At 68.8% G+C, this 12,694-nt stretch carries 11 protein-coding genes; 10 read left to right on the plus strand and 1 reads right to left on the minus strand.

What is annotated here, in order from left to right; genetic code table 11:
* The first annotated feature begins 117 nt into the window (after positions 1–117).
* The 3 genes from ACSHXN_RS26640 to clpX all read left to right on the plus strand — a co-directional run bounded on the left by ACSHXN_RS26640 (position 118) and on the right by clpX (position 3,049).
* Positions 118–729 (plus strand): ATP-dependent Clp protease proteolytic subunit, encoded by a 612-nt coding sequence (locus ACSHXN_RS26640; RefSeq protein WP_355140846.1) that lies wholly within the window; start codon positions 118–120, stop codon positions 727–729.
* Between the two features lie 160 nt (positions 730–889).
* The gene (locus tag ACSHXN_RS26645; protein ID WP_355140832.1) at positions 890–1,570 is read left to right on the plus strand and encodes an ATP-dependent Clp protease proteolytic subunit; all 681 of its coding nucleotides are present in this window, start codon (positions 890–892) and stop codon (positions 1,568–1,570) included.
* Positions 1,571–1,762: 192 nt separating this feature from the next.
* Positions 1,763–3,049 carry an ATP-dependent Clp protease ATP-binding subunit ClpX gene (gene clpX / locus ACSHXN_RS26650; protein ID WP_355140833.1) on the plus strand — a complete coding sequence of 429 codons (1,287 nt, stop codon included), beginning with the start codon at positions 1,763–1,765 and terminating at the stop codon, positions 3,047–3,049.
* A 72-nt stretch (positions 3,050–3,121) separates the two neighbouring features.
* Here clpX and ACSHXN_RS26655 read toward each other — a convergent pair whose 3' ends face one another.
* Complete coding sequence (locus ACSHXN_RS26655) at positions 3,122–4,084, minus strand: hypothetical protein (protein WP_355140834.1); 963 nt, start codon at positions 4,082–4,084, stop codon at positions 3,122–3,124.
* Positions 4,085–4,224: 140 nt separating this feature from the next.
* Between ACSHXN_RS26655 and ACSHXN_RS26660 the strand changes: the two genes are divergently transcribed.
* From ACSHXN_RS26660 to mreC, 7 genes are all read left to right on the plus strand, one after another.
* Positions 4,225–6,849 (plus strand): valine--tRNA ligase, encoded by a 2,625-nt coding sequence (locus ACSHXN_RS26660; protein ID WP_383353637.1) that lies wholly within the window; start codon positions 4,225–4,227, stop codon positions 6,847–6,849.
* Positions 6,850–7,056: 207 nt separating this feature from the next.
* Entirely contained in the window at positions 7,057–7,557 is a 501-nt protein-coding gene (locus ACSHXN_RS26665; protein WP_355140836.1) for an allene oxide cyclase barrel-like domain-containing protein, read from the plus strand.
* Between the two features lie 133 nt (positions 7,558–7,690).
* Complete coding sequence (folC, locus tag ACSHXN_RS26670) at positions 7,691–9,199, plus strand: bifunctional tetrahydrofolate synthase/dihydrofolate synthase (RefSeq protein WP_438303849.1); 1,509 nt, start codon at positions 7,691–7,693, stop codon at positions 9,197–9,199.
* Positions 9,200–9,205: 6 nt separating this feature from the next.
* Positions 9,206–9,559, plus strand: a complete 354-nt coding sequence (locus ACSHXN_RS26675) for a DUF4233 domain-containing protein (RefSeq protein WP_355140838.1) — start codon at positions 9,206–9,208, stop codon at positions 9,557–9,559.
* Positions 9,560–9,789: 230 nt separating this feature from the next.
* A complete protein-coding gene (ndk, locus tag ACSHXN_RS26680) occupies positions 9,790–10,203 on the plus strand; it encodes a nucleoside-diphosphate kinase (protein ID WP_059131611.1) in 414 nt (137 codons plus the stop codon).
* Positions 10,204–10,547: 344 nt separating this feature from the next.
* The gene (locus ACSHXN_RS26685) at positions 10,548–11,567 is read left to right on the plus strand and encodes a rod shape-determining protein (RefSeq protein WP_355140848.1); all 1,020 of its coding nucleotides are present in this window, start codon (positions 10,548–10,550) and stop codon (positions 11,565–11,567) included.
* A 180-nt stretch (positions 11,568–11,747) separates the two neighbouring features.
* Positions 11,748–12,692, plus strand: a complete 945-nt coding sequence (mreC, locus tag ACSHXN_RS26690) for a rod shape-determining protein MreC (RefSeq protein ID WP_355140839.1) — start codon at positions 11,748–11,750, stop codon at positions 12,690–12,692.
* The last annotated feature ends 2 nt before the right edge of the window (positions 12,693–12,694 follow it).

A 12,694-nucleotide genomic window follows, 5' to 3' on the forward strand; every position in this document is an offset into this window, starting at 1 on the left:
CAGGGGAGTCCCCGAAGCCGCCCCGGCGAGGGGCGCACGGGTCCCAGGCCCCCGGCAGAACACGTGAGACGGCTCCGCGCCGTCGTAAGACGAGCAGGTGGATACGTGACGAATCTGATGCCTTCCGCCGCCGGCGAGCCTTCCATCGGTGGCGGCCTCGGCGACCAGGTCTACAGCCGGCTGCTCAACGAGCGGATCATCTTCCTCGGCCAGCCGGTGGACGACGACATCGCCAACCGGATCACCGCACAGCTGCTGCTCCTTGCCGCCGACCCGGACAAGGACATCTACCTCTACATCAACAGCCCCGGTGGCTCCATCACCGCCGGCATGGCGATCTACGACACCATGCAGTACATCAAGAACGACGTGGTGACGATCGCCATGGGCATGGCGGCCTCGATGGGGCAGTTCCTGCTCAGCGCGGGCACCCCGGGCAAGCGGTTCGCTCTGCCCAACGCCGAGATCCTGATCCACCAGCCCTCGGCCGGCCTCGCCGGTTCCGCGTCCGACATCAAGATCCACGCCGAGCGGCTGCTGCACACCAAGAAGCGCATGGCGGAGCTCACCTCTTTCCACACCGGCCAGTCGGTCGAGCAGATCACCCGTGACTCGGACCGCGACCGCTGGTTCGACGCCGAGGAGGCGAAGGTCTACGGCCTGATCGACGAGGTCATCACCACCGCTGCCGGCATGCCGGGCGGCGGAGGCACCGGGGCGGGCTCGTAAGGGCTCACCGGGCCGCGCAGGGCCGGCAGCGCACCCGAGAGGTGCCGCCCGGACCGCTGTGCCGCCCGGACCGCCCCTCATGGGCCGCAGCGGGCCCCGCCCAGGCCGCAGCGCCCTCCAGCCCTCCAGCCACCGCCTCAGCCCTTTTTCAGGAGACACCGTGAACGACTTCCCCGGCAGCGGCCTCTACGACCGCGTGCGCGCCGAGTACACCGCCCCCGTGGCCGAGTCCCGCTACGTCATCCCGCGCTTCGTGGAGCGCACCTCGCAGGGCATCCGCGAGTACGACCCGTACGCGAAGCTCTTCGAGGAGCGTGTGATCTTCCTCGGCGTCCAGATCGACGACGCCTCCGCCAACGACGTCATGGCGCAGCTGCTGTGCCTGGAGTCGATGGACCCCGACCGCGACATCTCGGTCTACATCAACAGCCCCGGCGGCTCCTTCACCGCGCTCACGGCCATCTACGACACGATGCAGTTCGTGAAGCCGGACATCCAGACGGTCTGCATGGGCCAGGCCGCCTCGGCTGCCGCGGTCCTGCTGGCGGCGGGCACCCCGGGCAAGCGCATGGCGCTCCCGAACGCCCGTGTGCTGATCCACCAGCCGTACAGTGAGACGGGCCGCGGTCAGGTCTCCGACCTGGAGATCGCCGCCAACGAAATCCTCCGGATGCGTTCGCAGCTGGAGGAAATGCTGGCCAAGCACTCGACCACGCCGATCGAGAAGATTCGTGAGGACATCGAGCGCGACAAGATCCTGACGGCCGAGGACGCCCTGTCGTACGGCCTGATCGACCAGATCATCTCCACCCGGAAGATGAACAACAGTTCTGTCCGCTGACGCGAATCGGCTCGATTCGTCAACGGATCTGTATCGTCTGCCGCCCCTTGGCCCGGTTTGACACGCTGCACGTCAAAGTGAACCGTGCCAAGGGGGGCCCGAACGGGGGGCCCGGCAAGGTACCGTCGGACATAAGGCAGCACCAGGAGCCGCTGGATCCAAGGCGTCTCCCAGGCGAAGGGGAAGCACACCGTGGCACGCATCGGTGACGGCGGCGATCTGCTCAAGTGCTCGTTCTGTGGCAAGAGCCAGAAGCAGGTCAAGAAGCTCATCGCAGGCCCCGGTGTGTACATCTGCGACGAGTGCATCGATCTCTGCAACGAGATCATCGAGGAAGAGCTCGCGGAGACGAGCGAGGTGCGCTGGGAGGAACTCCCCAAACCCCGCGAGATCTACGAGTTCCTCGAGGGGTACGTGGTCGGCCAGGAGTCGGCCAAGAAGGCCCTCTCCGTCGCGGTGTACAACCACTACAAGCGGGTCCAGGCCGGTGAGAACGGCGGCGCCCAAGGCCGTGACGACGCCATCGAGTTGGCGAAGTCGAACATCCTGCTTCTGGGCCCGACGGGCTCGGGCAAGACGCTTCTCGCCCAGACGCTCGCCCGCATGCTGAACGTCCCCTTCGCCATCGCCGACGCGACGGCGCTGACGGAGGCGGGCTATGTGGGCGAGGACGTCGAGAACATCCTGCTGAAGCTGATCCAGGCCGCGGACTACGACGTCAAGAAGGCCGAGACGGGCATCATCTACATCGACGAGATCGACAAGGTGGCCCGCAAGAGCGAGAACCCCTCCATCACGCGCGACGTGTCGGGCGAGGGCGTCCAGCAGGCGCTGCTGAAGATCCTGGAGGGCACGACGGCGTCGGTGCCCCCCCAGGGCGGCCGCAAGCACCCGCACCAGGAGTTCATCCAGATCGACACGACGAACGTGCTGTTCATCGTGGGCGGTGCGTTCGCGGGTCTGGAGAAGATCATCGAGTCGCGGGCGGGCGCGAAGGGCATCGGCTTCGGTGCGACGATCCGTTCGAAGCGCGAGCTGGAGTCGAAGGACCAGTTCGAGGACGTGATGCCCGAGGACCTGGTGAAGTTCGGCATGATCCCCGAGTTCATCGGCCGCCTCCCGGTGATCACCTCGGTCCACAACCTCGACCGCAAGGCCCTCCTGCAGATCCTGGTGGAGCCGCGCAACGCCCTGGTCAAGCAGTACCAGCGCCTCTTCGAACTCGACGGTGTGGAGCTGGACTTCGAGCGCGAGGCGCTGGAGGCCATCGCGGACCAGGCGATCCTGCGCCAGACGGGCGCCCGGGGTCTGCGCGCCATCATGGAGGAGGTCCTCCAGGCGGTCATGTACGAGGTCCCGTCCCGGAAGGACGTCGCCCGTGTTGTCATCACGGCGGACGTCGTCCTGTCGAACGTGAACCCGACGCTGATCCCCCGGGACGCGCGCGGGCGCGGGTCCGGAGAGCAGAAGTCGGCGTAACCGCCGCCAGCCGAACGAGTGAGGGGCCCCGGTCAATCGACCGGGGCCCCTTCACCTTTGGGATACAAGCCGTCAGGCCTTGACCCGCACATCGTTGCGGAGCTTGGCCGCGAGGTCGGCCGTCTCGTCGATCGATCCCGCGTTCCCGGCGGCCATGGCGGCGAAGCTGAACGCCGTGACGTCGGCGACGGTGCTGTGGTCGCCCCAGATGCAGATGGGCATCTTCACGGACTTCGCGGCGCCGGCGCCCGTCTTCGCGGCGTCGTCGTTCGAGAACTCGGCCACCTGACATTTCATGATGCCGTTGGAGAATCCGGACGGGTGCACCGTCTCCGGGCTGCCGATCAGCCGGCCCTCGTTCGACTTGTCCTTCTCGGACTCCGACTTGATCTTGGCGAACATGGCGTCCACCACGGCCTCGGGGTCGTCGATGGTGCCGTAGACACCGCCGAAGGTGAGGTTCTTGGCGGTCAGCCCGGTGCCGTTCTGGTACCCGGCGCTGACGTCCTTCGCGTTCTTCACGCCCCACTTCTGGAAGTCCGACAGGTCGTCGTCGCTCATCGAGTCCGGCGAGTTGCTGCTGTCGGCCTTCTTGTATGTACCGCCGATGACCGTCGCGGGCGCCGTCAGCTTGTGCGGGCCGTCGTCCGAAACGGAGCCGGAGCCGCCGCCCCCGCCGATCACGAAGTACGCGCCCACCGCGATCGCCGCCACGACCGCGACCGCGCCGATGATCAGGCCGGTCCTCTTCCCGCCGCCGCCCGGTGCCGGCGGCTGCGGGGCGCCGTAGGGCTGCTGTCCGTAGGGCTGCTGGCCATAGGGTGCCGTGGGCTGCTGTCCGTAGGGGTTCGACTGGGGCGGGACGCCCTGGGGGGCCTGCTGCGGGTAGCCGTAGCCGGGGGAGGGCGGAGCCTGCTGGGGGTAGCCGTAGCCGGGCTGGGGTGCCTGCGGCGGCTGGCCGTAGGGACCCGGCTGGCCGTACGGCCCGGGCTGCTGGGGCTGCCCGCCGTACGGGCCCGGCTGGTTGTAGCTCATCTTCTGGGTTCCCCTCCAGAGACTCATGTGTGTCTTCGACATCCTGGCGCAATCGGGGGAACGCCGGGCCACGGGGTGGCTCCACCGTTACGAAAGAATCGCGTTTCGGGACGGGCCGGTGACACCCCTAAACTGACCCCGTGACCGAGAACGCTCATCAGCAGCCCACAGCGCCCGACACCGAACTGCCGACCCAGTACGCGCCGGCCGATGTAGAGGGGGCGCTGTACGAGCGCTGGGTGGAGCGCGGTTACTTCGAGGCCGACGCCAAGAGCGAGAAGCCCCCGTACACCATCGTCATTCCGCCGCCGAACGTCACCGGCAGCCTCCACCTGGGCCACGCCTTCCAGCACACGCTCATGGACGCCCTCACCCGCCGCAAGCGGATGCAGGGCTTCGAGGCGCTGTGGCTGCCCGGCATGGACCACGCCGGCATCGCCACCCAGAACAAGGTCGAGCAGCAGCTTGCCGAGGAGGGCAAGTCCCGCCACGACCTGGGTCGTGAGGAGTTCGTCGAGCGCGTCTGGCAGTGGAAGGAGGAGTACGGCGGCAAGATCCTCGGCCAGATGCGCCGTCTCGGCGACGGAGTCGACTGGAGCCGCGAGCGGTTCACCATGGACGAGGGCCTGTCCAAGGCCGTCCTCACCATCTTCAAGAAGCTCTACGAAGACGAGCTGATCTACCGCGCCGAGCGCATCATCAACTGGTGCCCGCGATGTCTGACGGCCATTTCGGATATCGAGGTCGAATACCAGGAGGACGACGGCGAGCTCGTCTCCATCCGGTACGGGGAGGGGGACGACACCGTCGTCGTCGCCACCACCCGCGCCGAGACGATGCTCGGTGACACGGCCGTCGCCGTGCACCCCGACGACGAGCGGTACCGGCACCTGATCGGCAGGCGCATCAAGCTGCCCCTCACCGACCGCAGCATTCCCGTCGTCGCGGACCCCCACGTCGACCCCGAGTTCGGCACCGGTGCCGTCAAGGTCACCCCGGCGCACGACCCGAACGACTTTGCGATCGGTCAGCGCCACGGTCTGGAGTCGATCACCGTCATGGACGAGCGGGCGATCATCACCGCCCACGGTCCCTTCCAGGGGCTCGACCGCTTCGAGGCGCGCAGCGCCATCGTCGCCGCGCTGCGCTCGCAGGGCCGGATCGTCTCCGAGAAGCGCCCCTACGTCCACTCCGTCGGCCACTGCTCGCGCTGCAAGACCACCATCGAGCCGCGCCTGTCCATGCAGTGGTGGGTCAAGGTCGGCCCCCTCGCCCAGGCCGCGGGTGACGCGGTCCGCGACGGCCGGGTCAAGATCCACCCCGAGGACATGTCGAAGCGCTACTTCGACTGGGTCGACAACATGAACGACTGGTGCATCTCGCGCCAGCTGTGGTGGGGCCACCGGATCCCGATCTGGTACGGCCCGGACGGCGAGGTCGTCTGCGTCGGACCCGACGAGGAGCCGCCGACCGGTGAGGGCTGGCACCAGGACACGGACGTCCTGGACACCTGGTTCTCCTCCGGCCTGTGGCCGTTCTCCACGCTCGGCTGGCCCGAACAGACCGAGGACCTGCGGAAGTTCTATCCGACCGACGTCCTGCTCACGGGCCACGACATCATCTTCTTCTGGGTCGCCCGGATGATGATGTTCGGTCTGTACGCCATGGACGGCGAGGCCCCCTTCAAGACCATCGCCCTGACCGGCCTGGTCCGTGACGAGCGCGGCAAGAAGATGTCGAAGTCGTTCGGCAACGTCGTCGACCCGCTCGACTGGATGGACAAGTACGGCTCCGACGCGCTGCGCTTCACGCTCGCCCGCGGCGCCAACCCGGGCACGGACGTCCCCATCGGCGAGGACTGGGTCCAGGCGTCCAGGAACTTCGCCAACAAGATCTGGAACGCCACGCGCTTCGCGCTCATGAACGGCGCCACGGTCGAGGGTCCGCTGCCGGAGGCGTCGAAGCTGTCCGCGACCGACCGCTGGATCCTCTCCCGTCTGAACGAGACGGTCGCGCAGGTCGACGCGCTCTACGAGGACTTCCAGTTCGCCAAGCTCAGCGAGGCGCTCTACCACTTCGCGTGGGACGAGGTCTTCGACTGGTACGTCGAGCTGTCCAAGACGACGTTCCAGGCCGGCGGCGAGGCCGCCGAGGCGAGCCAGCGGGTTCTGGGCGAGGTCCTGGACGTCACCCTGCGGCTGCTCCACCCGATCGTCCCCTTCGTCACCGAGACGCTGTGGACCACCCTCACGGGCGGTGAGTCCGTCGTCGTCGCGGACTGGCCGCGCGACAGCGGCTTCCGCGACGCGGCGGCCGAGCGGGAGATCGCGACCCTCCAGTCGGTCATCACCGAGGTCCGCCGCTTCCGCGCCGACCAGGGCCTGCAGCCCGGCCAGCGTGTCCCGGCCAGGCTGACCCTGGACGGCACGGCGCTGGCGGCCCACGAGGCGGCCATCCGCCAGCTGCTGCGTCTGCAGCCCGAGGGCGAGGGATTCGCGGCGACGGCGACCCTGCCGGTCGCGGGCGCCACGGTCGCGCTCGACCTGTCCGGCACCATCGACGTGGCCGCCGAGCGCAAGCGTCTGGCGAAGGACCTCGCCGCCGCCGAGAAGGAGAAGGCCCAGGCCACCGCGAAGCTCGGCAACGAGGCGTTCCTGGCGAAGGCGCCGGACAACGTCGTGGAGAAGATCCGCACACGGCTCGCCAAGGCCGACGAGGACATCGCGCGGATCCAGGCCCAGCTGGAGCGCCTGCCCCAGGCGTAGGGGTCCGGCGCGCGGGGCAGCGCGCCGCGCACGGTCCACGCGCGACGCCCGGCCGGGAGATCCCGGCCGGGCGTCGCGCGCACTCGGCTGCCGGGCCCGGCGGTGGTACGGGGATTCACCCGAACGGTCGGGCACCGAGGGCGGGACAGCGCACGAACCGGACCATGAGGCGTGGGGGGCACACCTACGTCTGATGGGAGACGCACCATGCGCAGAAGCGCCCTACGCCTGGGCACCGCCGCCGGACTGACCGCCGCCGCCCTCGCCGTCGTCCCCCCGGCGTCCGCCGCCGACGGCCACCGCACGGAGACCATTCGGCTGACCGCCAGACAGGTTCAGTCCCGGCTGCTCGATCTGGGGGCGAAGGGGCTCAGCCTGGGTGACGAGCTCGTCATCGCCGAAGACCTCTACCGCGGGGGCAAGAAGATCGGCGACCACAGCGTGGTCTGCACCTATATCCGGATCCAGCCGGGTGATCTCCAACTCCAGTGCGTCGGCACCTTCGCTCTGCCCGAGGGCCAGATCACCTCGCAGGCGCTGCTGCACCTCAAGGGGCAGGGAACCCCCGCCCCCGCCGTCGACATCGCCCTGACCGGCGGTTCGGGCGCCTACAGCACCGCCCGGGGGTATGTGCACACCGTCGCGGCCGGGGGGACGGAACGGCAGGTCACCTTCCACATCACCATGGACGGGCCGGCGACAGGCTAGGGCCCGCCTCGACGATCGGGGAACGCCCGCGTGGGGCCTTCCTCGCGTGCCGCCGGCTCCGCCCGGAAAGGCCGCTTCCTGCGCACCGCCGCCCGCGGCCGCGCCTGTCACCCGTGCTCCGTAGACTGGCATCGTGAGTGACGTGCCTGCGCTTGACCCCAATGAGAGCGATCCCTTCGAAGACATCGTCGCGGCCGAGACCGACCGCGATCCTGATCTCGCGGTGATCGAGGCCGGCAGCCGCACCCTGCGCACGCAGGGCGGCACGCCCCAGGCAGACGTCCCCAGCCGCCCCGCCGACCCCGAGGTCGACCGGGCGCTGCGGGCGGTCGAGGCGGAACTGGCCACGCGCTGGGGCGAGACCAAGCTCGAGCCGTCCGTCAGCCGCATCTCGGCACTGATGGACGTGCTCGGTGAGCCGCAGCGGTCGTACCCGTCCATCCACATCACGGGGACCAACGGCAAGACCTCCACCGCGCGCATGATCGAGACCCTCCTCGGCGCCTTCGAACTGCGCACGGGGCGGTACACGAGCCCGCACGTCCAGTCCGTCACCGAGCGCATCAGCCTCGACGGCGCGCCCGTCTCCGCCGAGCGATTCATCGAGACGTACAACGACCTCAAGCCGTACGTCGAGATGGTCGACGGGCAGCAGGAGTACCGGCTCTCCTTCTTCGAGGTGCTCACCGGCATGGCGTACGCGGCCTTCGCGGACGCCCCCGTCGACGTCGCGGTCGTCGAGGTCGGCATGGGCGGCAGCTGGGACGCCACGAACGTGATCGACGGGGACGTCGCCGTCGTCACCCCGATCGACCTGGACCACACCGACCGGCTCGGCGGCACGCCCGGCGAGATCGCCCAGGAGAAGTCCGGCATCATCAAGCAGGGCGCCACCGTCATCATGGCCCAGCAACCGGTCGACGCGGCCCAGGTACTGCTGAAGAAGGCCGTGGAGGTGGACGCCACCGTGGCCCGCGAGGGACTGGAGTTCGGCGTCGTCTCCCGGCAGGTGGCGGTCGGCGGCCAGCTCGTCACCCTGCGCGGACTCGGCGGTGAGTACGAAGAGCTGTACCTGCCGCTGCACGGCGCCTACCAGGCCCACAACGCGGCCGTGGCGCTTGCCGCGGTGGAGGCGTTCTTCGGGGTGGGCTCCGAGCGGCCCCAGCCGCTCGACCACGACACGATCCGCAAGGCGTTCGCGGCGGTGTCCTCCCCGGGCCGTCTCGAGGTCGTGCGGCGCTCGCCGACCGTGGTCCTGGACGCCGCCCACAACCCGGCGGGGGCCCGCGCCACCGCCGAGGCGGTGAGTGAGGCCTTCGACTTCAGCCGGCTGATCGGCGTCGTCGGCGCGAGCGCCGACAAGAACGTCCGGGGTCTCCTGGAGGCCTTCGAACCGATCTTCGCCGAGGTCGTGGTCACTCAGAACTCCAGCCACCGTGCGATGGACGCCGACGAGCTGGCAGCCGTCGCGGTGGAGGTCTTCGGCGAGGAGCGCGTCCAGGTCGAGCCGCGGCTGCCCGACGCGCTGGAGGCCGCGATCACGCTCGCCGAGGAAGAGGGTGAGTACGCCGGCGCGGGCGTCCTCGTCACCGGCTCCGTCGTCACCGTCGGCGAGGCCCGACTGCTCATGGGGAAGGGCTGATCCTGCGTGCGTACGCTCTGTTCCTCGACCCTGATCGGCGAGTTCTTCGTCATCGGCTTCGCCGGACTGGTCGCGATGAAGGACCCGGACCTGTCCACCGGCACGGTCTGGACGGTCTGCGGCGTCGCCATGGCCATCAGCGTCCTGCTCTGCGGTGTGATCACCCGGCCCGGCGGTGTGCAGCTGGGCTGGGCACTGCAGATCGCGCTGATCGCCGCCGGTTTCGTGGTCCCCTCGATGTTCTTCCTGGGTGCCGTCTTCGCGGGGCTGTGGTGGGCGTCGGTCCACTACGGACGGAAGATCGACGAGGCGAAGGCCCGCTTCGCGGCGGCCGAGGGCAACGAGAGCAGTCCGGCCTGACGCGGTCCCGTCCGGACCGTTCCCGGGGCCGCGAACAGCCTCCCGGACGCCCGTTCCGCGGTCCCTCGGCCGGCGTCGTCCGGGGGCGTGAGCGGCTGGTCGCGCAGTCGTCCACGCCCGTACGGGACATGGTCCCGGGCCGGTGACCGCACAGTCTGACGCTGAGTGAAAACCGCCCGGCTCCGCCCTGTAGCCTCATCCTCCCGCACCACTGATTAAGGAGCTCCCTCGTGACCGCGCGCACCCTCGTCCTCCTCAAGCCCGACGCCGTCCGTCGCGGGCTGATCGGCGAGATCATCGGCCGTATCGAGCGCAAGGCGGGCTGGACCATCAGTGCGCTGGAGCTGCGCACGCTGGACCACGACACGCTCGAGCAGCACTACGGCGAGCACAAGGGCAAGCCCTTCTACGAGCCGCTGGTCGAGTTCATGGCCTCCGGCCCGGTCGTCGCGCTCGTCGTCGAGGGGGAGCGGGTCATCGAGGGCCTGCGGGCGCTCGCCGGCCCCACCGACCCGATCGCCGCCGCGCCGGGCTCCATCCGCGGCGACTACGGTGTCATCGTGCGTGAGAACCTGATCCACGCCTCGGACTCCGAGGAGTCCGCCGAGCGCGAGCTGAAGATCTTCTTCCCCGGACGCTTCTGAGCATCCGACCGATGAACTTCTGAACGCCTCTTGTGAACAATTCCTGAGGGTTTGTCACGTCACCCGGATGCCGTAACGGGGGTGGCTGGAAAATCAGGCCCCGTAAAACCCGGCCGTCCCCCGGCATATGCGTGCCGTTCGGGGGAACGGCTACCCCCGAACGTCCGTCTCCACAAGCGAGGCGAGGCGTCATCTGCTGACAATGGCGAAGACCCTCGCGCAATGTTTCGTGCGGGCGAGACTACGATGTAAGCCTTCACGTCACAGCACCCACTTCGCCGCCCCAACAAAAGCCATCAAACGCTCAACTTGGGAAGGCCAGACGAATCCTCATGGGGAACTCAATGTCGTTCATCGGCCGTGACATGGCTGTCGACCTCGGGACCGCCAACACGCTGGTGTACGTCAGGGGTCGCGGGATCGTACTCAACGAACCGTCCGTCGTCGCGATCAACACCAACACCGGTGGCATCCTGGCGGTCGGCGCGGAAGCGAAGAAGATGATCGGCCGGACCCCGGGCAACATCGTCGCGGTGCGTCCTCTGAAGGACGGTGTGATCGCCGACTTCGAGATCACCGAACGGATGCTCCGCTACTTCATCCTGAAGATCCACAAGCGACGGTATCTGGCTCGCCCGCGGGTCGTCGTCTGTGTGCCGTCGGGTATCACGGGAGTCGAGCGCCGTGCCGTCATCGAGGCGTCCTCGCAGGCGGGTGCGCGCCAGGTGCACATCATCGAGGAGCCCATGGCCGCCGCCATCGGCTCCGGCCTGCCGGTCCACGAGGCCACGGGCAACATGGTGGTGGACATCGGCGGCGGCACCACGGAGGTCGCGGTCATCTCGCTCGGCGGCATCGTCACCGCACAGTCCATCCGCGTCGCGGGTGACGAGCTGGACAACGCCATCATCCAGCACATCAAGAAGGAGTACTCGCTCCTCCTCGGTGAGCGGTCGGCGGAGCAGATCAAGATCACGATCGGTTCGGCGTACGACCTCGACTCCGACGAGCACACCGAGATCCGCGGCCGGGACCTGGTCTCCGGACTGCCCAAGACCGTGGTCATCTCGGCGGCCGAGGTCCGCAAGGCCATCGAGGAGCCGGTCAACGCCATCGTGGACGCGGTCAAGACGACCCTCGACAAGTGCCCGCCGGAGCTGTCCGGCGACGTCATGGACCGGGGCATCGTCCTCACCGGCGGTGGCGCCCTGCTGCGCGGTCTCGACGAGCGGCTCCGCCGGGAGACCGGCATGCCGATCCACATCGCCGAGGACCCGCTGGACAGCGTGGCGCTCGGCTCCGGCAAGTGCGTCGAGGAGTTCGAGGCGCTCCAGCAGGTGCTGGACGCCCAGCCCCGCAGATGACGCCACAGCCGATTCCGCCGTACGAGACGAACTCCCTCTCGTGCGGCGGATCGTTGATATAGAGGCTTAAACTCCCCCATACCACCCCTCGGTTCCGCCCGCCGGGTTCACGCCCCCCGGGTACGCGCACCCGGGGGACCCGCCCGACACATTCCGACGAGGAAGGCACGGCCGCCGCACGTGAGGGACACACGAGAGAGCCGGCTGCTCCTGGTGCTGCTGATCGCCATCGCGTTCGCTCTGATCACGGTGGATATCCGCGGCGGCCAGGATTCACCGGTCGAAGGTGCCCGCCAGGCCGCCGCCACGGTCTTCGGCCCGATCGAGAACGGGGTGTCGACCTTCGTCGACCCCATGGGCAACGCGATCGACGCCGTACGCGACTCAGGCAGCCGGCACGACCGCATCGCACAACTGGAGCAGTCGAACGCCGCCTTGAAGGCGAAGCTGGGCAGCGACGACCGCAACCGAAGCCGCCTCAGGCAGCTCGACAACATGCTGCGGGTGGCGGGCGAGGGGCAGTACGGCATAAAGGGCGCCGAGGTCATCGCGATAGGAGCGGCCCAGGGCTTCTCCTGGACCGTCACCATCGACGTGGGCGCCAACGACGGCATCAAGCGCGACATGACCGTTCTCAACGGCGACGGGCTGGTGGGGCGCGTCACCACCGTCGGCCCGAACACCTCGACGGTGCTGCTGGCGAACGACCCCGACTTCACGGTCGGTACCCGTATGGAGGGCAGCGACGAACTCGGTTTCGCCTCCGGGCAGGGCGACCGCCCGCTGCGCGTCCAGTTGCTCAACGGCAAGGCCGACGTGAAGAAGGGCGACCGTCTCATCACCTTCGGGTCGGAGGCCGACAAGCCCTTCGTGCCCGGCGTTCCGGTCGGCGTGGTCTCCCGGGTCGACCCGTCCGGCGGTGACCTGACCCGCACCATCTACGTCACGCCGTTCGCGTCCTTCACCAAGCTCGACGTCGTCGGTGTTGTCATCCAGGCGCCCAAGAAGGACCCGCGCGACGCCGTGCTGCCGCCCAAGCCCCAGCCGACACCCACGCCGACCGTGACCGTCACCGTCACGCCCTCGGCCTCCGGCGCATACCCAGACCAGCAGCAGACGCCATAGGA

The sequence above is a fragment of the Streptomyces sp. HUAS TT11 genome, assembly GCF_051553595.1.
Taxonomy (GTDB): domain Bacteria; phylum Actinomycetota; class Actinomycetes; order Streptomycetales; family Streptomycetaceae; genus Streptomyces.